The organism is Streptomyces sp. NPDC051051, assembly GCF_040682975.1.
Classification (GTDB): Bacteria; Actinomycetota; Actinomycetes; order Streptomycetales; family Streptomycetaceae; genus Streptomyces.
Map to the genome: position 1 here is coordinate 16,180 of NZ_JBFBCB010000024.1, position 23,224 is coordinate 39,403.

Annotated in this window: 16 protein-coding genes; 4 read left to right on the forward strand and 12 right to left on the reverse strand. The window is 67.8% G+C overall.

Annotation, left to right across the window (positions count from 1 at the left end):
- Positions 1 to 38 precede the first annotated feature (38 nt).
- The 3 genes from AB0N31_RS19400 to AB0N31_RS19410 form a co-directional block, all read right to left on the reverse strand.
- A complete protein-coding gene (locus AB0N31_RS19400; protein ID WP_366059596.1) occupies positions 39 to 572 on the reverse strand; it encodes a hypothetical protein in 534 nt (177 codons plus the stop codon).
- Between the two features lie 65 nt (positions 573 to 637).
- Positions 638 to 2,434, reverse strand: coding sequence for an alpha/beta hydrolase (locus tag AB0N31_RS19405; RefSeq protein WP_366059597.1), 1,797 nt, complete (start codon positions 2,432 to 2,434; stop codon positions 638 to 640).
- An 18-nt stretch (positions 2,435 to 2,452) separates the two neighbouring features.
- Complete coding sequence (locus AB0N31_RS19410) at positions 2,453 to 2,890, reverse strand: hypothetical protein (RefSeq protein ID WP_366059598.1); 438 nt, start codon at positions 2,888 to 2,890, stop codon at positions 2,453 to 2,455.
- Positions 2,891 to 3,380: 490 nt separating this feature from the next.
- Here AB0N31_RS19410 and AB0N31_RS19415 point away from each other — a divergent pair, with 490 nt between their 5' ends.
- From AB0N31_RS19415 to AB0N31_RS19425, 3 genes are all read left to right on the forward strand, one after another.
- Positions 3,381 to 3,884 carry a hypothetical protein gene (locus tag AB0N31_RS19415; protein ID WP_366059599.1) on the forward strand — a complete coding sequence of 168 codons (504 nt, stop codon included), beginning with the start codon at positions 3,381 to 3,383 and terminating at the stop codon, positions 3,882 to 3,884.
- Between the two features lie 290 nt (positions 3,885 to 4,174).
- Entirely contained in the window at positions 4,175 to 4,975 is an 801-nt protein-coding gene (locus AB0N31_RS19420; protein ID WP_366059600.1) for a DUF5819 family protein, read from the forward strand.
- Between the two features lie 97 nt (positions 4,976 to 5,072).
- Complete coding sequence (locus AB0N31_RS19425; protein ID WP_366059601.1) at positions 5,073 to 6,164, forward strand: HTTM domain-containing protein; 1,092 nt, start codon at positions 5,073 to 5,075, stop codon at positions 6,162 to 6,164.
- A gap of 167 nt (positions 6,165 to 6,331) precedes the next feature.
- Here AB0N31_RS19425 and AB0N31_RS19430 read toward each other — a convergent pair whose 3' ends face one another.
- From AB0N31_RS19430 to AB0N31_RS19455, 6 genes are all read right to left on the reverse strand, one after another.
- Positions 6,332 to 7,477: an acyltransferase gene (locus AB0N31_RS19430; protein ID WP_366059602.1), complete on the reverse strand. Its 1,146-nt coding sequence runs from the start codon at positions 7,475 to 7,477 to the stop codon at positions 6,332 to 6,334.
- A gap of 200 nt (positions 7,478 to 7,677) precedes the next feature.
- Positions 7,678 to 8,871: an elongation factor Tu gene (gene tuf / locus AB0N31_RS19435; RefSeq protein ID WP_363089027.1), complete on the reverse strand. Its 1,194-nt coding sequence runs from the start codon at positions 8,869 to 8,871 to the stop codon at positions 7,678 to 7,680.
- Between the two features lie 155 nt (positions 8,872 to 9,026).
- Positions 9,027 to 11,153, reverse strand: a complete 2,127-nt coding sequence (gene fusA, locus AB0N31_RS19440) for an elongation factor G (protein WP_366059603.1) — start codon at positions 11,151 to 11,153, stop codon at positions 9,027 to 9,029.
- A 39-nt stretch (positions 11,154 to 11,192) separates the two neighbouring features.
- The gene (rpsG, locus tag AB0N31_RS19445; protein ID WP_030788318.1) at positions 11,193 to 11,663 is read right to left on the reverse strand and encodes a 30S ribosomal protein S7; all 471 of its coding nucleotides are present in this window, start codon (positions 11,661 to 11,663) and stop codon (positions 11,193 to 11,195) included.
- 3 nt (positions 11,664 to 11,666) lie between these two features.
- The gene (rpsL, locus tag AB0N31_RS19450; RefSeq protein WP_003948652.1) at positions 11,667 to 12,038 is read right to left on the reverse strand and encodes a 30S ribosomal protein S12; all 372 of its coding nucleotides are present in this window, start codon (positions 12,036 to 12,038) and stop codon (positions 11,667 to 11,669) included.
- Between the two features lie 254 nt (positions 12,039 to 12,292).
- A complete protein-coding gene (locus AB0N31_RS19455; protein ID WP_366059605.1) occupies positions 12,293 to 13,390 on the reverse strand; it encodes a glycosyltransferase family 2 protein in 1,098 nt (365 codons plus the stop codon).
- A gap of 126 nt (positions 13,391 to 13,516) precedes the next feature.
- On the opposite strand from AB0N31_RS19455, the gene AB0N31_RS19460 reads away from it, so the two are divergent.
- Positions 13,517 to 14,812: a hypothetical protein gene (locus tag AB0N31_RS19460; RefSeq protein ID WP_366059606.1), complete on the forward strand. Its 1,296-nt coding sequence runs from the start codon at positions 13,517 to 13,519 to the stop codon at positions 14,810 to 14,812.
- Between the two features lie 39 nt (positions 14,813 to 14,851).
- Here AB0N31_RS19460 and AB0N31_RS19465 read toward each other — a convergent pair whose 3' ends face one another.
- The 3 genes from AB0N31_RS19465 to rpoB all read right to left on the reverse strand — a co-directional run bounded on the left by AB0N31_RS19465 (position 14,852) and on the right by rpoB (position 23,143).
- On the reverse strand, positions 14,852 to 15,334 hold the full coding sequence (locus AB0N31_RS19465) for a DUF1707 and DUF4190 domain-containing protein (protein WP_366059677.1): 483 nt from the start codon (positions 15,332 to 15,334) through the stop codon (positions 14,852 to 14,854).
- Between the two features lie 326 nt (positions 15,335 to 15,660).
- Positions 15,661 to 19,560: a DNA-directed RNA polymerase subunit beta' gene (locus AB0N31_RS19470; RefSeq protein ID WP_366059607.1), complete on the reverse strand. Its 3,900-nt coding sequence runs from the start codon at positions 19,558 to 19,560 to the stop codon at positions 15,661 to 15,663.
- Positions 19,561 to 19,657: 97 nt separating this feature from the next.
- Positions 19,658 to 23,143 (reverse strand): DNA-directed RNA polymerase subunit beta, encoded by a 3,486-nt coding sequence (gene rpoB / locus AB0N31_RS19475; protein ID WP_366059608.1) that lies wholly within the window; start codon positions 23,141 to 23,143, stop codon positions 19,658 to 19,660.
- Positions 23,144 to 23,224 lie beyond the last annotated feature (81 nt).

Here is a 23,224-nt window from a genome sequence, read left to right on the forward strand (position 1 = left end):
GGGGGCGGGGACGGTCTCGCCGCGCTGAGTGGCTCCTCTCAGAACTGCTCGATCTCCTGGCCGTCCGGAACCTGGTAACAACCGGACACGACGAAGAAGTTGAGGTTCGGCGGATTGTCTTTGGCTCGGTGGCTGATGTCGACGCTGAACTTCTTGGTGTCGTTGTCGGCCGTGAGACCGAGGTTCTTGTTCCGGCTGTTGTCCGGTCCGTAGTTGACGATCTCCCAGCCGTTCTTGGCCAGATCGCCCTTCAGTCGCTCCATGGATCCCTCGAGATCCTCGGAGGAAGCCGGGGTGAAGGACCAGGAGTGGAAAATCTGGAAGTACTTGTCCGGATCCTTCTTTCCGCACTCCTTGACTCCTGGTCCTGTGTCGGAAGCCTTTCCTTTGATTCCGATCAGGTTGTACAGCTCGCTGGACACATCCTGAGCATCCTTGGCGGCGTCCCTCGAAGTGCTGATGCCGGAGGACGGAATGTCGTCGGAACTCTTGCTGTCGGTCATGCTGCATCCGGTGAGGGTCGCAAGGGCAATGGGCAGGGTGAGCGCGATCGCGCCCAGTTTGGTCTTCACGTCGAGGGCCTCGCTTGATCGATCCGGGCCACGGGCCGGTCTTCTGGTCGGGCGAACCGTGCTTCCTACTTCACGTGCGCCCAGGGGTCCGGGGGCGGCTTCAGCTGGACGTCGTCCCCCTTCCCGACCATGACGAGCGCTTGGTTGCGCAGGCTGTCCGAGCCCGTGTCCCAGTACCCGCTGTGCCCTTCGGTGTCCGTGGTCATCTGGTTGGCGCCGAACTCCGGATCGCTGGGGATGATGAAGCCGTCACCACCATGGCCCCAGCGGCCGAGGTCGGGAACCACGTCGCCGTCGGCCTCCTCGTTCCACACATGTCCCTTGGGGACGTCCAGCTCGTCGGCGCCTGACACCTTGACACCAGGGCTGCCTGCGAAGACAAGATCGTCGGCGTTGAGATGTCCGGTCTCGGCCGCGGCACCGACGAGGGTCGTTCCATACGAGTGGGCGATCACGGTGGTGTGCCCCGCGGAGTCGCCGGAATGCGACGCGTCCAACCCGTCCATGAAAGAGCGGAACGCGGGAGCCCCGTCGTATGCGTAGTGCTCGAACGGCGCGTCCTTGACGACGTCGTCGGGTGCGTCGTAACCGAGCCAGGTGATCGTGGAGACCGACTGACCATGCGCCTCGGTGTTGGCCACGCGCCACAGGTCCGTCATCCGGTTGATGTCGCCGCTGACCTTTCCCAGTTCCGCCGTCGTTCCCGGAACGTAGACCGCCCGGTGATCCGCGGTGTCCGGGTTTCCGTTGGCGACGATCGCACGGCCGTCCTTGTCGGCGCTGAACCCCAGCAGGTACGCCTCCGGCAGCCCACCGGTTCCTGTCGCGTCGAATCGGTTCTGAATGGCCTGCATGCCCTTGAGGGACTTCGTCAGGTGCTCGTACCGGTCCCCGTACTGCCGGTGCCAGTCCATCCACTCGTCGGTGTGGACCTTGGACGGGTAGCCCCCCGCGGTGATCCAGGTCCACTCGTTGAGGGGTGGTTTGGGGATCGAGTTCAGCTCGGTCTGCATCTTGCCGCGCGTCTCGTCGAACACGATGCGGTTCGCTTCGTCCCGAACCGTGGCCGGCAGGCCGTCCAGGGCTCCCACGGCGTCGGGGCGCATGGAGATCCATGCCGCCTGCTGCTCCGCGTCGAGGCCCTTCCACCATGCCGCGTTGCTCGCCGGGAGGCCGTCCTTGGGCGGCTGGGGCAGGGAGTCGAGGTACTTCTTGCCCGCGTCCTTGACGCCGCTCGTGTCCGAGGCCGCGTCGGACCAGTCGCCGTCGGAGACGGTCAGGTCGTCGTCCGCCTTGAGCGCGCGCAGCTTCGGCGCCCACTTCTCGTCGGCCTCCGTCGCCTCCTTGAGCGCCGCGGCGATCTGGTCGGCGTAGTCCTGGGCGAGGCGGTGGTTGGGGTTGGGGTCGAGGTTGGCCGACTGGCGGCCGATCGCCGCGGCGGTGCCGTCCGTCAGACCGCTCACCGTGCCGCCGTCGGGAATCTTGCCGTCGGCGTCCTTCTCTCCACCGGCCGGATAGGTGATGGACCCGTCGGCGTTCACCGTGAGCTTCGCGGCCCGCGCGCCTTCGAGGGCCGCGTCGAGCTTGGACTTGGCGGCCGCCATCTCCCAGGAGAACGCCTCCAGCGCGGCGCTCACCAGACCGCACTCGACCTGGATGTAGTGGAAGTTCTTGCCGAGCTCCCCCAGTTGCCCGATCGCCGCCGTCGCCGCCTCGCCCTTCAGGGAGTTCCTCATGGCCACGGCGATCTGGTTCTCGACGCGGTCCTTGGCCGCGCTCGCCATGTCCGAGGTGTTGCGGTATCCGTCGGCCGCCTCCGAGTACTCGGTGGGCTTGAGGGCTTTCAGCGTCGCAAGGTCCATGACGTCTCGTTACCTCCCTCAGCCCTTGCCGCCGACAGTCGGGGTGTCCCCGTACTCCACCTTCAGATTGCCGATCTCGGCCTCGATCGCCTCATCGGTCTTCAGCTGGTCGTTGCCCGCCTTCTCCAACAGACCGGAGAGCTTCCCGCAGCGCCCGCTCACCTTCTTGACGTACGTCTCCCAGGACGTGTGGACGTCCTTCTGCGCCGCCGCCGTCAGGCAGCCGGCGTCCTCACCCAGACCCTGCTGACCATCCGTCAGTTTCGTCATGGCCTTGCCGATGTCGTCACGGAGCGAACCGACGTCCCGACCCGCCTTGGACCAGGCGGGCTTGTTCGACACCAGCGTGCCGCCACTGCTCCCACCCGGATCCAGCGGCACGTGGTTCAGCTGCATCTGCGTCCCGTGCCGCTCGGCCGCCGCGCTCTTCAGCTGCTCCCACTCTTCCCACGCCATGCACGTCTCCCCGTTGTCCCCGTTGTCCCCACACACGCACCACGCGGTTGCACGCGTCCGCGTGCGTGGTCCCGATCGACATGTACCGTAGCGCCCGCCGCCGCCCGACCCACCGCCACCTATGGCGATCTCGTGCCACCACCCCGCCCCCGCGCAGTGGCACCCCACATGATCGGCGGCCCACCGCCGGCGCCCCTGCCGCGGCGTCCGTACGGACGAGGCTCCGGGATCGACGACCTCGATCGACACCGCCACCTGTTCGATCTCCTGTTTGACGAACAGTGAGTCAATGGGATTCATCATTTGGCGCAACCGACGAGAAAAACGGTCGGCAAATGCGACGAGAAGCCGCCTCTTGGATGCATTTGAATCCGATTATGGACGCACCACGGCCACATCGATTGATTTCCCTGGTCCAACATTGCTCTACTTTCCGCTTGAACACGCGGGGTCCCATAATCCCCGCACGGAGAAGATGGAGAGGAACGTCATGCGGGCCATTCGAGCCTTCATGGTGGGGACTTCGGTCCTCGCCGTCTCACTGGGCACGGTCACCGCGTCCCAGGCACTCGGCTGGGAGCGCCCCTGGGCGTCGCACGCCCAGAAGAGCACCGTGTCCCCGACGCACGACCACGGGGACGAGAAGAGGCGTTACGACGACAAGGACGAGGCGAGCAAGTACGACCTCGTCTACGGCTGCAAGGGCGGCACGTTCGGCTACTGCACGCAGAACGTGGCGCTCAACCAGGCCCTCATCGGTCCCATCGGCCTCACGACCGGGCTCATCGGACTGACGGGCGGGACTGACGGCAACAACGGCAACAACGGGAACAACGGGAACAACGGGAACAACGGCAACAACGGCAACAACGGCAACAACGGCAACAACGGCAACGCCAACGGCAACGCCAACGGCAACGCCAACGGCAACGCCAACGGGAACGCCAACGGGAACGGGAACTGGAACTGGAACGGCAACGGCAACGGCCGCTGAGACAGCCGCTTCCTGACGGGCCCACCGGCTACAGCCCGGCTTTCGCCGCACGCCAAGGCCCCGCTCACTCTGCGACCTGAGGGCGGGGCTCCGCCGCGAAGCACATCGAGAACGGTGACTTCGACGTCGACGAGTGAGCGAAAGAGCGGTCGCTGAAACGGCCGGTGCCCGTCGTCGAGATCGCCCGTTGCCACCTGACGTCTCCCTCGGATTCACGAGTGAGGCGTCAGGCGTGCGGCTCGTGTGGTGAGCCATCCTCACCACACGAGCCGCAGACCAGAAGGAACATGATGAAACCCCCCAGTGAATCCACCGCCGGACGTTCGACGAGCGCGGCTCCCACGGCTCAGTGCCTGCCTCCCCCGCGACCGGATCTGGGCGGTGTCGTCCCGGCGCCGGAGCCGGAGACCATCGGGGCGCACCCCTCCGACGGCGGCGGACCGGCGCCTGCGACGGGCGACGGGATCCACCGCGGATGGTCACGTGTATCGGTCGGCGCCCTGGCCACGACCGCGCTCCTGCTGGCCGGAGCCCTGCTGGCCCACGTGGTCCTGATCTTTCTGATCCTGGCCCCGACCAATGCCCTCACGGCCCACCACCAGAAGACGATCGACTCCTTCGTCCGCCCCCAGTTCGGACAGGACTGGAAGCTCTTCGCCCCCAATCCGAAGCAGCGCAACGACTCCGTCGGCGTACGCCTGCGGACCATCGACGCCGGCGGAACCGGCCACGTCTCGGGATGGATCAACCTCACCGCGCAGGACGTGGCAGCGATCAAGGGCGATCCGGCGCCCAGCCATGTGACGCAGAACATGCTCCGCACCGCCTGGGACGGCGCCGAATCCTGGCACGACCGGGACAACCGGCCCAAGGGCGCCCGTGGAGTCCTGGCGGACGAGTACCTCAAACGCATCGCGCTCCAGCGGCTCGGCCGCCGGTGGCAGGGCGAGCGGATCACGGGTGTGCAGTTCGCGGGCCGGTACATGATGGTGCCGCCCCCGTCGTGGAGTTCGGAAAAGGCGTCCGACACCACCGCCTACCGGGTCTTTCCGTGGTGGCCGGTGACCGACCAGGACTACAGGGGACTGTGAGTTGACCACCGCAACACCTTCGCCGCCCCGTTCCGAGGCGATTCGCCGGCCGCTCACGGAGCGCGTCCGTGAGGCCTCCGCCCGGTTCGGACACTACGTGTGCGGCACTCGCGCGCCCTACCAGGCCGCCGTCTTCCGCATCGGCCTGGCCGTGGCCATCGCCGCCTTCCTGCTCCGCGAGTGGCCCAACCGACGGGTGCTGTACGGCGACCGCAGCCCCCTGTCGCACGACATGGCGCTCGAACTGGGGCGCCTGGACGGCTCTTTCAGCGTCCTGTACTGGACCGACGGGCGCGCCTGGTTCGAGATCGTCTACACCCTGACCATCGCCTCGGCGCTCGCGGTCCTGGTGGGCTGGCGCACCAGGACCACGTCCGTGCTGCTCATGGTGGGGATGGTGTCGTTGGAGAGCCGCAACTCGCTGGTGGGTGACGGCGGCGACAACGTCCTGCGCATCATGGTGATCTACCTGGTCTTCACCCGTTGCGCGCAGGTCTGGTCCCTGGACGCGCGCCGACGGAACCGCAGGGGCTCCTCCCCCACCGACCGCACCGGAGTCGTCCTCTGGTCGGCCACCGGGCTGTTCCTGCTGGTGGCGTTCGGAATGGAGACGGGCTGGCCGCTGGTCCTGTGGACCCTCTGGGGTGCTCAGGGACTGTGGTACGCCGTCGGGCGCCGGTTCCCCGGGTCCGAGGGCCGCGCGGTGCTGGACGCGGCCGCGGCCATGCTGCACAACGCCGCGATGCTGACGATCGCCGTCCAGGTCTGCCTGATCTACGCCACATCCGGCTGGTACAAGGTCCAGGGCACACGGTGGCAGGACGGCAGCGCCCTGTACTACGCGCTGAACCTGGAGTACTTCGCGCCCTGGCCCACGCTCTCCGCGCTCCTCGCGTCCCACACACTGGCGGTCCTGCTGTTGAGCTACGGAACGGTCATGGTGCAGGTGACCTTCCCCGTCACCCTCGCCAACCGCAGGATCAAGAACGTGCTGCTGGTCGTCATGATCCTCGAGCACGCGGGTATCGCGGTGCTCCTCGGTATCCCGTTCTTCTCGCTGGCCATGATCGCGTGCGACGCGGTCTTCCTGCCCACCGCGTTCCTGACGGCCTTCGGCGCCCGCTGCGCGCGCCTGCCGCGGCCCGTTCTGCCGGGAGGCGCGACGACGGTCCGGGCCGTACGCGCATGAGGGTCGTCGGGCGGGAGTCGCCCGACCTCGACCGTGCACCGTGAGGAGCCGACGACGGCGCCGCACGGCTCCCGACGGCGTGGGCCGTGCGGCGCCGCCACGACGCGTGAACTTCCCGTGCGGCCTCCGCGCCCGGACCGCCGCTCCCGGCCCGCCGCCCCGCCCGGTCAGCTTCGCATCCGGGCGAACGCCGTCTCCAGCCCCCGCTTCACCGCCCCCGCCAGCGGCCGCTCCACCCACCGGTGCACCGCCCAGCTCAGCACCAGGAAACCGGCGGTCACCGCCGCCACCAGGAGCCGGGCGTCCAGCTCGTCGTGCAGGCGGCTGATGACCGCCGTACCGGCCGCGTAGTGCATGAGGTAGAGGGGGTACGTCAGGCTTCCCGCCGTCACCAGCCAGCGCCACCGGACGCGGTCGGTGCGGCCCAGGGCCACCGCCACCATCAGCAGCAGGAACAGGGTGAAGATCAGCACCGCCCCCCGCCAGCTCGACACGTGTTCGACCTCGTCGACGCGCATTCCCAGCTCCCGCTGGCCCATCAGCCAGGCCATGCCGAGGATGCCCCACAGGAGCAGGTCCTGGCCGAAGCGGTGCATGAGGTAGAGGGCGAGGCCGGCGATGAAGTACCAGGCGCCCTCGGGGTTGGCCAGCAGGTCCAGCAGGGGCAGGCCGGACACCGGGGCGAGCATGGCCGCCGCGCCCCACACGCAGCAGAACAGGACGACCTTGCGGTAGGTCAGGCCGGTCGCGACGACCAGCAGGAACAGCAGGTAGAAGCGCAGCTCCGACCAGAGCGTCCAGTACACGCCGTCCACGTTCCGGACCCCGGAGCCGGACTGGAGCATCGTCAGGTTCAGGAGGACGTCCCGGGCGCGCAACCGCTCCCAGACGCCCGGTACCGCCGCCAGCACGCCCGTCGTGAACAGCACCGCGAACCAGTACGCCGGGTACAGCCGGATCACCCGGGAGACGAAGAACTGACGGGGCGTCCGGCCCCAGCAGGACATGCAGATCACGAAGCCGCTGATGACGAAGAAGATCTCCACGCCGATCCAGCCGTAGGCCGCCACGTGGAACACCGTCGGCATGATCTCGGAGACCGGGCGGTCCCAGATCGGGTTGCCGGGCCGGTCCACCCGGCGGGTGCCCGCGTAGTGGTGGAGCGCCACCATCAGGGCGGCCAGCAGCCGGATGCCGTCCACGGCGTAGAGGCGGGGGCGTCGTTCGCGGCCGCGCGGGGCGTCGGCGAGCGGCGGCAGCGCGGCGAGCGGGGGGAGCGGCTGCGCGCCGCGGGTGAGAGCCAAGCCAGTCATCCTCGTCGGGGGGGGTCCGACGAGTCAGGCTACGGCCGGGACAGCCGCCTCACAGGGCCCACAGCGGAACGTTTGTCCATGGTTCACCTGTCGCACATCCACCGTCTCGCGGGCACGCGAAAGGGCCCGTACGACCGGAGTCGTACGGGCCCTCTCAGGTGCTCAGCTCACGCTGGAACCACCAGGTCGAGCAACAAGACTTACTTGTTGATCTTGGTGACCTGGCCGGCGCCCACGGTCCGGCCACCCTCACGGATGGCGAACTTCAGGCCCTCCTCCATGGCGATGGGCTGGATCAGCTCCACCTTCATTTCGGTGTTGTCGCCCGGCATGACCATCTCGGTGCCCTCGGGGAGGGTCACGACGCCGGTCACGTCCGTGGTACGGAAGTAGAACTGCGGGCGGTAGTTGTTGAAGAACGGCGTGTGACGGCCGCCCTCGTCCTTGGACAGGATGTACGCCTGCGCCTCGAACTCGGTGTGCGGGGTGACCGAACCCGGCTTGATGATGACCTGGCCGCGCTCGACGTCCTCGCGCTTGATGCCGCGGAGCAGCAGACCGACGTTCTCACCGGCCTGGCCCTCGTCGAGCAGCTTGCGGAACATCTCGATACCGGTGACCGTGGTGGTGGTCTTCTCGGTCTTGATGCCGATGATGTCGACGGTCTCGTTGACCTTCAGGACACCACGCTCGATACGGCCGGTGACGACCGTACCGCGACCGGTGATCGTGAAGACGTCCTCGATCGGCATGAGGAACGGCTTGTCGACGTCACGCTCGGGCTCCGGGATGGACTCGTCGACGGCCTGCATCAGGTCGAGGACGGTCTGGGCCCACTCCGGGTCGCCCTCGAGCGCCTTGAGAGCGGACACCTTGACGACCGGCAGGTCGTCGCCCGGGAACTCGTACTCGGAGAGGAGCTCACGGACCTCGAGCTCGACGAGCTCCAGGATCTCCTCGTCGTCCACCATGTCGGCCTTGTTCAGGGCGACGACGATGTACGGAACGCCGACCTGGCGGGCCAGGAGCACGTGCTCCTTGGTCTGCGGCATCGGGCCGTCGGTGGCGGCGACCACGAGGATGGCGCCGTCCATCTGGGCAGCACCGGTGATCATGTTCTTGATGTAGTCCGCGTGACCCGGGCAGTCGACGTGCGCGTAGTGACGCGTCTCCGTCTGGTACTCGACGTGCGCGATGGAGATGGTGATACCGCGCTGACGCTCCTCAGGAGCCTTGTCGATCTGGTCGAAGGCCGAGGCCTCGTTCAGGTCCGGGTACTTGTCGTGCAGCACCTTGGTAATGGCGGCCGTGAGGGTCGTCTTACCGTGGTCGATGTGACCGATGGTGCCGATGTTGACGTGCGGCTTAGTCCGCTCGAACTTCGCCTTCGCCACGGGGGTCCTCCTGGGAGTGGTTCTGGTACGCCTTACTTCATCGGCGCCAGGTGATCTTTGCTGGAATGCCCGGGCCCAGGGGCGAACGGCCGGGAATGCGGCCGTTCGCCCCAAGAGGCTCCGGAGTCAAGCCTACGGCGTGTGAACGGAGTGCGTTACTCGCCCTTGGCCTTCGCGATGATCTCCTCGGCGACGTTCCGCGGAACCTCGGCGTAGGAGTCGAACTGCATCGAGTAGCTTGCGCGACCCGAGGTCTTGCTGCGGAGGTCTCCGACGTAGCCGAACATCTCCGAGAGCGGCACGAGGCCCTTCACGACGCGGGCGCCGGCGCGCTCCTCCATGGCCTGGATCTGGCCACGGCGGGAGTTGATGTCGCCGATGACCTCACCCATGTAGTCCTCGGGCGTGGTGACCTCGACGGCCATCATCGGCTCGAGCAGCACGGGGCTGGCCTTGCGCGCGGCCTCCTTGAACGCCTGCGAACCGGCGATCTTGAAGGCGAGTTCGGAGGAGTCCACCTCGTGGTAGCCACCGTCGAGCAGGGTGACGCGCACGCCGGTCATCTCGTAACCCGCGAGGATGCCGAACTGCATGGCCTCCTGCGCACCGGCGTCCACCGAAGGGATGTACTCCTTCGGGATACGGCCACCGGTGACCTTGTTCACGAACTCGTACGAGGCGTCGCCGCCCTCGATCGGCTCGATCGCGATCTGCACCTTGGCGAACTGACCGGTACCACCGGTCTGCTTCTTGTGCGTGTAGTCGAGCCGGTCGACCGCCTTGCGGATGGTCTCGCGGTACGCGACCTGCGGCTTGCCGACGTTGGCCTCGACCTTGAACTCACGGCGCATACGGTCGACCAGCACCTCGAGGTGCAGCTCGCCCATACCACCGATGATGGTCTGGCCGGTCTCCTCGTCCGAGTGGACCTGGAAGGAGGGGTCCTCCTCCGCGAGACGCTGGATGGCGACACCCAGCTTCTCCTGGTCACCCTTGGACTTGGGCTCGATGGCGACCTGGATGACCGGGGCCGGGAAGTCCATGGACTCCAGGATGACCGGCGCCTTGTCGTCGCACAGCGTCTCACCGGTCGTGGTCTGCTTCAGACCCATGACGGCGACGATGTCGCCGGCGCCGACCGCCGCGATCTCCTCACGCTTGTTCGCGTGCATGCGGTAGATCTTGCCGATGCGCTCCTTCTTGCCCTTGACGGAGTTCAGCACGGCGGTGCCGGACTCCAGGCGGCCCGAGTAGACCCGGACGAAGGTGAGCTTGCCGAGGTGCGGGTCGCTCATGATCTTGAACGCGAGCGCCGACAGCGGCTCGTCCTCGGACGGCTTGCGCTTGACGACCTCCTCCGGGTCGTTCACGGCGTGGCCCTCGATGGCCTCGACGTCGAGCGGGGAGGGGAGGTAGCGCACGACCGCGTCGAGCAGGGGCTGAACGCCCTTGTTCTTGAACGCGGTACCGCAGAACACCGGGGTGACCGTGGTGTCCTTGGACTTGCCGGACGCGATGGTGATGCGACGGATCGCGGCGTACAGCTGCTCCTCGCTGGGCTCGTTGCCCTCGAGGTACAGCTCCATGATCTCTTCGTCGTTCTCGGCGACGGCCTCGATGAGCTTGCCGCGGTACTCCTCGGCAGCCTCGGTGTGCGTGGCCGGGATGTCGACGATGTCGTACATCTCGCCCTTGGTGGCCTCGGCGGACCACACGAACGCCTTCATCGTGACCAGGTCGACGACGCCCTTGAAGTCGGCCTCGGCACCGATCGGGAGCTGCATGACGATCGGCTGAGCGCCGAGGCGGTCAGAGATCATGTCGACGCAGCGGTGGAACTCGGCACCGGTCCGGTCGAGCTTGTTGACGAAGCAGATGCGGGGGACGCCGTAGCGGTCCGCCTGACGCCACACCGTCTCGGACTGGGGCTCGACGCCGGCGACGCCGTCGAACACCGTCACGGCACCGTCGAGCACGCGCAGGGAACGCTCCACCTCGACGGTGAAGTCGACGTGGCCCGGGGTGTCGATGATGTTGATGGTGTGGTCGACGTCGGCGAGCGGCCAGTGACAGGTGGTGGCAGCAGAGGTGATCGTGATGCCACGCTCCTGCTCCTGCTCCATCCAGTCCATGGTGGCAGCGCCGTCGTGGACCTCACCGATCTTGTAGGACACACCGGTGTAGAACAGGATCCGCTCGGTGGTGGTCGTCTTGCCCGCGTCGATGTGGGCCATGATCCCGATGTTGCGGACCTTGGCCAGGTCAAGTGAAGTGGTAGCCATAAGGCTTCAGTCTTCTCTCGGTCTCGATGTGGGTAGCGACTACCAGCGGTAGTGCGCGAAGGCCTTGTTGGACTCGGCCATCTTGTGGGTGTCCTCGCGCTTCTTCACAGCCGCACCGAGGCCGTTGGAGGCGTCGAGCAGCTCGTTGAGCAGACGCTCGGTCATGGTCTTCTCGCGACGGGCGCGGGAGTAGCCGACGAGCCAGCGGAGCGCCAGGGTGCTCGCGCGGCCGGGCTTGACCTCGACCGGGACCTGGTAGGTCGCGCCACCGACACGGCGGGACTTGACCTCGATGGTCGGCTTGATGTTCTCGAGAGCGCGCTTCAGCGTGATGACCGGGTCGTTGCCGGTCTTCTCGCGCAGGCCCTCCATGGCACCGTAGACGATGCGCTCGGCGGTGGAGCGCTTGCCGTTCAGCAGCACCTTGTTGATGAGCGACGTGACAAGAGGAGAACCGTAGACCGGGTCGATGATGACCGGGCGCTTCGGGGCAGGGCCCTTACGAGGCATGTCTTACTTCTCCTTCTTGGCGCCGTAGCGGCTGCGGGCCTGCTTGCGGTTCTTGACACCCTGGGTGTCGAGGGAACCGCGAATGATCTTGTAGCGAACACCCGGCAGGTCCTTCACACGGCCACCACGCACGAGCACGATGGAGTGCTCCTGCAGGTTGTGTCCCTCGCCCGGAATGTAAGCGGTGACCTCGATCCCGCTGGTCAGACGCACACGCGCGACCTTACGCAGGGCCGAGTTCGGCTTCTTCGGGGTGGTCGTGAACACGCGCGTGCAGACGCCGCGACGCTGAGGAGAACCCTCGAGTGCGGGCGTCTTGTTCTTCTCGACCTTGTCCTGCCGGCCCTTACGGACCAGCTGCTGGATCGTAGGCACTACTTCTCCGGTTTCTGTGTGCCGATTTGTACAGCTAACCTGGAACTTCGCCGACCCACGCGGTCGGGTGTGTCGAATCCGGCGGACTTCCGCCGCGAGGCAGGAAGAGGCGCGGATCGCGGTGGCCGCTCCTTAGGCCCCTGTGCGGTTGAAGGCACGCACGAAGGCCAGGGCACACCCCAGGCACAAGGTCTGAGCGTACCCAGCGCAATCACTCCGGTCAAAACAGAAGCCTCGCCGCCGACACACCGAGCTCACGTCCGCGCCCCCGACGGCCCCTGTGGTAGCGGACTTCCGGCCTCCGCGGCGGGCGGCGGGACCGCCGCCCCGCCCGGAGCCGCGCCCGGTCCGGCACCGGGCGCCGGCCCGGGCACCGGGACGCGGGGACCCGCCGCCCCGTGCGCCGTGTCGTGGCCGACGAAGTACGTCGGACGGTTCTGCACGGCCGTGTAGATGCGCCCCACGTACTCGCCGAGCAGGCCGACGCAGATCAGCTGGACCGCGCCGATGAACAGGACTCCGGTGAACAGGGAGGTCCAGCCGGGGACGGTGTGCTCCAGGGCGTGGGCGCTGAGCGTGTAGACCATCAGGGCCAGGCAGACCAGGAAGGCGAAACCGCCGAGCCAGGTGGCGATGCGCAGCGGGGCCGCCGAGAAGCCGGTGACGCTGTCGATGGCGAGGCGGATCATCCGACCCAGGGGGTACTTGCTGCGGCCCGCGGGCCGCGGCGCGCGCTCGTAGGCGACCTCACCGCTCGGGAAGCCGAGCCAGGGCACCAGGAGGCGGTAGACGCGCTGCTGGTCCGGCAGCGCCTTGAGGGCGTCGACGGCGGCCCGGCTGAGCAGCCGGAAGTCACCGGCCTGGGCGGGCACGGAGGGGCCGGCCAGGCGGCGGACGAGCCGGTAGTACAGGCCGGCGGTCCACCGTTTGAAGCCGGTGTCGCTGGCCCGGTCGGCCCGGATGCCGTAGACGATGTCGAGGCCCTCGGCGCGGGCCAGCGCCAGCATGTCGGGGATCTTCTCGGGCGGGTCCTGGAGGTCGGCGTCGATGCTCACCACGTACGCGCCGTGGGCCCGGTCCAGGCCCGCGGTGAGGGCCGCCTGATGGCCGGAGTTCCGGCGCAGACCGATCACGCGCAGCTCGGGCCAGCCGAGGCGGAACGCGGCGAGCAGCTCGGCGGTGCGGTCGGTGCTGCCGTCGTCGACGGCGACGACCTCGTAGCCGACGCCCATCCCGGCCAGGGCCGGGCGCAGTCTGCTGACCAGCGCGGGAAGGACCTCTTCCTCGTTGTACATGGGTATGACGACCGACAAGACGGTCACCGCCGCCGTGGTGTCCGGCGCTTCAGGCACCCGTCCTCCCCCAAGCTGTGACGCACATGTGCGACGCTGTTGCGATCTTATGACCACACTTCACGATCGTCCGGACAGCGGTCGCGCGGCCGGCCCCGGCCGGTCGTCCGAGGGGGGACCCCAGTCATGAGCACGGCCCGCAGCGACACGGCGGCGGACTCCGCGCCGCCCGAAGAGCCCGACGGGCCGGAGGGACGGCAGGAGCGGCCACGGGTGCCGCGCCGGCTCACGCTGCCGGATGGTCTACGACCGTACCGTGCTCCGCTGCTCCTGTACGGCGTCACGAAGCTGGTCGGGCTGACCGTCTTCGCGGTCCTGCTCGAGGCGGCCGGCGACTACCGGGAGAAGCAGCCCCGCTTCGGCGGCGGCGCCCACTGGTGGGACGTGCTCGCCACCTGGGACGGCTGGTGGTACCTCCAGGTCGCCGAAAAGGGGTACGACCCGCGGCCCCTGACACCCCTCGCGCCGGGCGGCCTGTTCACGGTCGAGCAGAACTCCGTCGCCTTCTTCCCGCTGTACCCGGGGCTGATCCGCGGGGTGTCCGAGATCACCGGGCTCGGCCTGTACGGGTCCGGGATGCTCGTCTCGGTGCTCGCGTCCTTCGTCGCCGCCGCCGGGATCTACGCCGTCGTCGCCACGCTCGCGGGGGTGCGGGCCGGCACCGTCGCCGCCGGGCTGTGGGCGGTCGTACCGGGCGCCGGCGTCGAGTGGGCGGTGTACTCGGAGTCCCTGTTCGTGGCCATCGCCGCCTGGTGCTGCTACGGCGTGATGAAGGGCCGGTGGCTCACGGCCGGGCTCCTCGCCTTCGTCGCCGGACTGAACCGGCCCACCTCCGCCGCGCTCATCGGCGCGGTCGGGCTCGCCGCGCTGGTCACCCTCGCCCGGCGCGACGGCAGACGCGCACACGGAGTGGCGGGGCCGGTGTACGCGATGGTCGCCGCGCCGCTCGGCCTGCTCACCTACGTCGCCTGGGTCGGGCTGAGCATGGGCGACCTGACGGCGTACTTCACACTCCAGCGCGAGGGCTGGGCCCACTACTTCGACTTCGGCGCCTACACCCTCGACGTGCTGGGCAACACGGCCGTCGGCCGGCACGACTACCTGTTCGCCTTCTCCGTCCCCGACCTGATAGCCGTCCAGGTGGTGCTGGCGCTGCCGTTCCTGATCGCGCTGATGCTGCGGAAGAAGCCGCCGCTGGTGCTCGTCGCCTACACCCTGGCCAGCGTGGTGACCGTGCTCGGCACCCAGCAGATGTTCGGCAACACACCGCGCTACCTGCTGCCCTGCTTCCCGCTGCTCCTGGCCCCCGCGGCGGCGCTGGGCCGTCTGAAGTGGCCGAGCCTGACGGTCTTCTTCACCACGGCCGCCGTCGCCTCGGGCTGGTACGCCCACTACGTCATGTTCGAGCTGGGCATCCCCTGACCGGCGCCACCGGACCGACGGACGCCCCGCGCCCCGGTCTCAGTGCGACGCGACCGCCGCCAGGAGCAGGACGGCGAGGAAGACCGCCCAGCCCGCCACCGACAGCCAGCCCAGGACGAGGCCGGCCATGGCGAAGCCGTCGCCGCCCTCGCCGGTGCGGCGGATCTCGGCTCTGGCCGAGTGCCCGAGGATCACCGCGGGGATGCCGGTGGCACCCATCGTCATCGTGGTGAGGATGCCGCAGACCATGGAGGCGACCGCCTTGCCGTTCGTCGGCGGCGGGGCGGCCAGGAAGGTCCGCGGAATCTGCGTCGGGTAGCCGTGCGACTGCGGGACGGACGGCTGCGCGGCGACGGGGCCCTGCGGCAGGTCGGCGACGATCAGGGACAGCTCACCGACCGTGCGGGCCTCGTACGCGCGCGCCACCCGGCGCTCGAACTCCACCTGCTGGAGACGGCCCTCGGCGAAACCCGCTCTGAGCACGTCGACGGTGCGCTCCCGGTCCGCGTGGGCGGCCAGCATCGGCGGACCGCTCTGGCCCTGCCACGGCTGCCATGGCGACGGATACGACACGGACACCTCCCCCGCTCGGCGTGAACTGCCTCCCATCATTCTCCTACGCTCGGCGGCCCGCGATGGTTCCCCCACTCATCCTGACGCCGCCCCCGTGGAAGGAGGAGGGGCCCTGGGAGACCGCGGGCGGGCCGGGGACGCGGGCGGGGACGAGCAGGGTGCCCGGCGGACACGGCACCGCACGGAGGCCGCCACACCGCCGCGTACGGCCGCGGACACGCCGAAGGGCGGCCACCCGCACGGGTGACCGCCCTTCAGTGCTTCAGACGTACGCCTTACTGGTTGTACGGACCGTAGTCGTAGTCCTCCAGCGGGACGGCCTGGCCGGAGCCGGTGCCGAACGGCGAGTAGTCGATGTCGTCGTAGCCGACGGCCGAGTACATCGCGGCCTTGGCCTCCTCGGTCGGCTCGACCCGGATGTTGCGGTAGCGGGACAGACCCGTACCGGCCGGGATGAGCTTACCGATGATGACGTTCTCCTTGAGGCCGATCAGGGAGTCGGACTTGGCGTTGATCGCCGCGTCCGTCAGCACCCTGGTCGTCTCCTGGAAGGACGCCGCCGACAGCCAGGACTCCGTGGCCAGCGAGGCCTTGGTGATACCCATGAGCTGCGGACGACCGGAGGCCGGGTGACCGCCCTCCTGCACCACACGACGGTTCTCGGTCTCGAACTTCGAGCGCTCGACCAGCTCGCCGGGCAGCAGCTCGGCGTCGCCGGACTCGATGATCGTCACGCGGCGGAGCATCTGCCGGATGATGATCTCGATGTGCTTGTCGTGGATCGACACACCCTGCGAGTTGTACACCCGCTGGACCTCGGCCACCAGGTGGACCTGGACGGCACGCTGGCCCAGGATGCGCAGCACGTCGTGCGGGTTCTGGGTACCCACGGTGAGCTGCTGGCCCACCTCGACGTGCTCGCCCTCCTCGACCTTCAGACGGGCACGCTTCGAGATCGGGAACGCCGTCTCGTCGCTGCCGTCGTCCGGCGTGATGACGATCTTCTTGGTCTTCTCGGTCTCCTCGATCCGCACGCGGCCGGCGGCCTCGGAGATCGGGGCGACACCCTTCGGGGTACGGGCCTCGAAGAGCTCGACGACACGCGGCAGACCCTGGGTGATGTCGTCACCGGCCACACCACCGGTGTGGAAGGTACGCATCGTCAGCTGGGTACCGGGCTCACCGATGGACTGGGCGGCGATGATGCCGACCGCCTCACCGATGTCGACCAGCTTGCCGGTGGCCAGCGAACGGCCGTAGCACATGGCGCAGGTGCCGACGGCGGACTCGCAGGTCAGGACCGAGCGGGTCTTGACCTCCTCGACGCCGGCCTTGACCAGCTGGTCGATGAGGACGTCACCGAGGTCGACGCCCGCCGGGGCGAGCACCTTGCCGTCGACGACGATGTCCTCGGCGAGGCAGCGCGCGTACACGCTGGTCTCTGCGTTGTCCGCCTTGCGCAGCACGCCGTCCTCGCCGCGCTCGGCGATGGCCAGCTTGAGGCCGCGCTCGGTGCCGCAGTCCTCCTCGCGGATGATGACGTCCTGCGAGACGTCCACCAGACGACGGGTGAGGTAACCCGAGTCGGCGGTACGCAGGGCGGTGTCCGCCAGACCCTTACGGGCACCGTGGGTGGAGATGAAGTACTCCAGCACGGACAGGCCCTCACGGAACGAGGCCTTGATCGGACGCGGGATGGTCTCGTTCTTCGCGTTCGACACCAGACCACGCATACCGGCGATCTGACGCATCTGCATCATGTTTCCGCGAGCACCCGAGTTGACCATCATCGAGACCGGGTTGGTCTTCGGGAAGTTCGCGTTCATCGCCTCGGCGACCTCGTTGGTCGCCTTGGTCCAGATCGCGATGAGCTCCTGCGTGCGCTCTTCCTTGGTGATCAGACCGCGCTCGTACTGCTTCTGGACCTTCTCGTCCTGCGCCTCGTAGCCCTGGACGATCGCCCGCTTCGCGTCGGGAACGACGATGTCGGAGATGGCCACGGTGACGCCGGAACGGGTCGCCCAGTAGAAACCGGCCGCCTTCAGGTTGTCGAGCGTCGCCGCCACGATGACCTTGGGGTAGCGCTCGGCGAGGTCGTTGACGATCTCCGAGAGCTGCTTCTTGCCGACCTCGTAGTCGACGAACGGGTAGTCCTCGGGCAGCAGCTCGTTGAAGAGCGCACGGCCCAGGGTCGTCCGCAGCCGGAACGAGTCACCCTGCTGCCACTCGGGCTCGTCCTCCTCCCGCACCGGCGGGGTCCAGCCGCGCGGCGGGATGGTGCCCACCGGGAAGCGGACGTCGACGCGCGACTGCAGCGACAGCTCGCCGGCGTCGAAGGCCATGATCGCCTCGGCCACGGACGAGAAGGAACGCTCCTCGCCCTTGACGTCGCGCAGCTCGCCGTCGGTGGTGAGGAAGAACAGACCGAGGACCATGTCCTGGGTCGGCATCGTCACCGGACGGCCGTCGGCGGGCTTGAGGATGTTGTTCGAGGACAGCATCAGGATGCGGGCCTCGGCCTGCGCCTCCGCGGACAGCGGCAGGTGCACGGCCATCTGGTCACCGTCGAAGTCCGCGTTGAACGCGGTGCAGACGAGCGGGTGGATCTGGATGGCCTTGCCCTCGACCAGCTGCGGCTCGAAGGCCTGGATGCCGAGGCGGTGCAGAGTGGGCGCACGGTTCAGCAGCACCGGGTGCTCGGCGATGACCTCTTCGAGGACGTCGTACACCACGGTGCGGCCGCGCTCGACCATGCGCTTGGCCGACTTGATGTTCTGCGCGTGGTTCAGGTCGACCAGGCGCTTCATCACGAACGGCTTGAACAGCTCGAGCGCCATCGCCTTCGGCAGACCGCACTGGTGCAGCTTCAGCTGCGGACCGACGACGATCACGGAACGCGCGGAGTAGTCCACGCGCTTGCCGAGCAGGTTCTGACGGAATCGACCCTGCTTGCCCTTCAGCATGTCGCTGAGGGACTTCAGCGGGCGGTTGCCGGGACCGGTGACCGGACGGCCACGACGGCCGTTGTCGAACAGCGCGTCCACGGCCTCCTGGAGCATGCGCTTCTCGTTGTTCACGATGATCTCGGGCGCACCGAGGTCGAGAAGGCGCTTCAGGCGGTTGTTGCGGTTGATGACACGGCGGTACAGGTCGTTCAGGTCGGAGGTCGCGAAGCGGCCACCGTCCAGCTGCACCATCGGACGCAGGTCCGGCGGGATGACCGGCACGCAGTCCAGCACCATGCCCTTGGGGCTGTTGCTGGTCTGCAGGAACGCGGAGACGACCTTGAGGCGCTTGAGCGCACGGGTCTTCTTCTGGCCCTTGCCGGTACGGATGATCTCGCGGAGCTTCTCGGCCTCCTCGTCGAGGTCGAAGGACTCCAGGCGCTTCTGCAGCGCCGCGGCACCCATCGAACCGTCGAAGTACGTGCCGAAGCGGTCGCGCAGCTCGCGGTAGAGCAGCTCGTCGCCCTCGAGGTCCTGGACCTTGAGGTTCTTGAAGCGGGTCCACACCTCGTCGAGACGGTCGATCTCGCGCTGGGCGCGGTCGCGCAGCTGCTTCATCTCCCGCTCGGCGCCTTCGCGCACCTTGCGACGCACGTCGGCCTTGGCGCCCTCGGCCTCGAGCTCGGCCAGGTCGGTCTCGAGCTTCTTGGCGCGGGCCTCCAGGTCGGCGTCCCGGCGGTTCTCGATCTGCTGCCGCTCGACGGAGACGTGCGCCTCCAGCGAGGGCAGGTCACGCGTGCGGCGCTCCTCGTCGACGTACGTGATCATGTACGCCGCGAAGTAGATGACCTTCTCGAGGTCCTTCGGAGCCAGGTCGAGCAGGTAGCCCAGCCGGCTCGGGACACCCTTGAAGTACCAGATGTGCGTGACGGGGGCGGCCAGCTCGATGTGGCCCATCCGCTCGCGACGCACCTTGGCGCGGGTCACCTCGACGCCGCAGCGCTCACAGATGATGCCCTTGAAGCGGACACGCTTGTACTTGCCGCAGTAGCACTCCCAGTCCCGGGTCGGACCGAAGATCTTCTCGCAGAAGAGTCCGTCCTTTTCGGGCTTGAGGGTGCGGTAGTTGATGGTCTCGGGCTTCTTGACCTCGCCGTGGCTCCACTGACGGATGTCGTCAGCGGTGGCCAGACCGATCCGGAGCTCATCGAAGAAGTTGACGTCGAGCACTATGCGTCAATCCCTCTCAGGGTTGTAAGTCTGTGGTCTGAAACGGGGGTCGCGGGATCGGCGGGGCCTCTGCTGGAGAGGCCCCGCCGGACTCCCGTCAGACCTCTTCGACGCTGCTCGGCTCGCGCCGGGACAGGTCGATGCCGAGCTCTTCCGCCGCGCGGAAGACGTCCTCGTCGGTGTCGCGCATCTCGATGGACATGCCGTCCGAGGACAGCACCTCCACGTTGAGGCACAGGGACTGCATCTCCTTGATGAGCACCTTGAAGGACTCGGGGATGCCGGGCTCGGGAATGTTCTCGCCCTTGACGATGGCCTCGTAGACCTTCACGCGGCCGGTGACGTCGTCGGACTTGATGGTCAGCAGCTCCTGGAGGGCGTACGCGGCGCCGTACGCCTCCAGCGCCCACACCTCCATCTCACCGAAGCGCTGGCCACCGAACTGGGCCTTACCACCCAGCGGCTGCTGGGTGATCATCGAGTACGGACCGGTCGAGCGGGCGTGCAGCTTGTCGTCGACCAGGTGGTGGAGCTTGAGGATGTACATGTAGCCGACCGAGATCGGCTCCGGGAACGGTTCACCCGAACGGCCGTCGAACAGCGGGGCCTTGCCGGACGGGAGCACCATGCGCTCGCCGTCGCGGTTCGGGATGGTGTGCTGCAGCAGACCGGTCAGCTCGTCCTCACGGGCACCGTCGAACACCGGGGTGGCGACGTTGGTGCCGGGGGCGACGCTGTCGGCGCCGATCGCCTGGAGGCGCTGCGCCCAGTCGTCCGCGAGGCCGGAGACGTCCCAGCCGCGGCTGGCGAGCCAGCCGAGGTGGATCTCCAGAACCTGTCCCGGGTTCATTCGGGACGGCACACCGAGCGGGTTGAGGATGATGTCGACCGGGGTGCCGTCCTCCAGGAACGGCATGTCCTCGATCGGCAGGATCTTCGAGATGACACCCTTGTTGCCGTGGCGGCCGGCGAGCTTGTCACCGTCCGTGATCTTGCGCTTCTGCGCCACGTAGACACGAACCAGCTGGTTCACGCCCGGCGGCAGCTCGTCGCCCTCCTCACGGTCGAAGACGCGGACGCCGATGACCTTGCCGATCTCGCCGTGCGGCACCTTCAGCGAGGTGTCACGGACCTCACGGGCCTTCTCGCCGAAGATGGCGCGCAGCAGGCGCTCCTCCGGGGTCAGCTCGGTCTCGCCCTTGGGCGTGACCTTGCCGACCAGGATGTCGCCGGCGACGACCTCGGCACCGATGCGGATGATGCCGCGCTCGTCGAGGTCGGCGAGGACCTCCTCGGAGACGTTCGGGATGTCCCGGGTGATCTCCTCGGGGCCGAGCTTGGTGTCACGGGCGTCGACCTCGTGCTCCTCGATGTGGATCGAGGAGAGGACGTCGTCCTGTACGAGGCGCTGCGACAGGATGATCGCGTCCTCGTAGTTGTGACCCTCCCACGGCATGAACGCCACGAGCAGGTTCTTGCCCAGCGCCATCTCGCCGTTCTCGGTGGCCGGACCGTCGGCCAGGACCTGGCCCTCGATGATCCGGTCGCCCTCGTTGACGATGACCTTCTGGTTGACCGAGGTGCCCTGGTTGGAGCGGGCGAACTTGGCCAGGCGGTACGTGATGTACGTGCCGTCGTCGTTGGTGGTGGTGATGTAGTCCGCGGAGACCTCCTGGACCACACCAGCCTTCTCGGCCTTGACCACGTCGCCGGCGTCGACCGCGGAGCGGTACTCCATGCCGGTGCCGACGAGCGGCGACTCGCTCTTGATGAGCGGGACGGCCTGACGCATCATGTTCGCGCCCATGAGCGCGCGGTTGGCGTCGTCGTGCTCGAGGAACGGGATCATGGCGGTCGCGACCGACACCATCTGGCGCGGGGAGACGTCCATGTAGTCGACGTCGTCACCGGGGACGTAGTCGACCTCACCGCCGCGACGGCGGACCAGGACGCGGGCTTCCTCGAACTGGAACTCGTCGTTGAGCGGCGCGTTGGCCTGCGCGATGACGAACCGGTCCTCTTCGTCGGCCGTGAGGTAGTCGACCTCGTCGGTGACGACACCGCCGGTGACCTTGCGGTACGGCGTCTCGATGAAACCGAACGGGTTGATCCGGCCGTACGAGGCGAGCGAGCCGATCAGACCGATGTTCGGTCCTTCCGGCGTCTCGATCGGGCACATGCGGCCGTAGTGCGAGGGGTGGACGTCACGGACCTCGAAGCCGGCCCGCTCACGGGACAGACCACCCGGGCCGAGCGCGTTGAGACGACGCTTGTGCGTCAGACCCGACAGCGGGTTGTTCTGGTCCATGAACTGGGACAGCTGGCTGGTGCCGAAGAACTCCTTGATGGAGGCGACGACCGGCCGGATGTTGATCAGGGTCTGCGGCGTGATCGCCTCGACGTCCTGGGTGGTCATGCGCTCGCGCACGACGCGCTCCATACGGGCGAGACCCGTACGGACCTGGTTCTGGATCAGCTCGCCGACGCTGCGGATGCGGCGGTTGCCGAAGTGGTCGATGTCGTCGGTCTCGACCATGATCGAGCGGCCCGACTCGCCGAGCGTCTCGGTCTCACCGGCGTGCAGCTTCACCAGGTACTTGATCGTGGCGATGATGTCGTCGGTGGTGAGCACGCCGGCGTCCAGCGGCTCGTCGGCGCCGAGCTTCTTGTTCACCTTGTAGCGGCCGACCTTGGCGAGGTCGTAGCGCTTGGGGTTGAAGTAGAGGTTCTCGAGCAGCGTCTGAGCGGCCTCGCGGGTCGGCGGCTCGCCCGGACGCAGCTTGCGGTAGATGTCCAGGAGCGCGTCGTCCTGGCCCTGGGTGTGATCCTTCTCCAGGGTGGCGCGCATCGACTCGTACTCGCCGAACTCCTCGAGGATCTGCTCGGTGGTCCAGCCGAGAGCCTTCAGGAGGACGGTGACGGACTGCTTGCGCTTGCGGTCGATGCGGACGCCGACCATGTCGCGCTTGTCGATCTCCATCTCCAGCCAGGCACCCCGGGACGGGATGATCTTGGCGGAGAAGATGTCCTTGTCGGACGTCTTGTCGATGGAGGAGTCGAAGTAGACGCCGGGCGAGCGGACCAGCTGCGACACGACGACACGCTCGGTGCCGTTGATGACGAAGGTGCCCTTGTTGGTCATGAGCGGGAAGTCGCCCATGAAGACCGTCTGGGACTTGATCTCGCCGGTCTCGTTGTTCGTGAACTCGGCCGTCACGAAGAGCGGGGCCGCGTACGTGAAGTCGCGGTCCTTGCACTCGTCGATGCTGTTCTTCGGCGGCTCGAAACGGTGGTCGCGGAAAGTCAGCGACATCGACCCGGAGAAGTCCTCGATCGGGGAGATCTCCTCGAAGATCTCCTCGAGGCCGGACTTGGTGGGGACGTCCTGACCGTTCTCGAGAGCCTCCTCGACGCGAGCCTTCCACGCTTCGTTGCCGAGCAGCCAGTCGAAGCTCTCGGTCTGCAGTGCGAGAAGGTTCGGAACCTCGAGGGGCTCCTTGATCTTTGCAAAGGAGATGCGCAGCGGGGCGGTGCTGGCAGCGTTGTTCGTATTCGCGGTCGAGGCGTTGCGCGAGGCGGCCAAGAGGGGGTCCTTCCGAGGGCTCGGACTCACTACGCGCGTACCGGCCCCTCCCCCACACAACGAGACAGACTCTCCGGAATC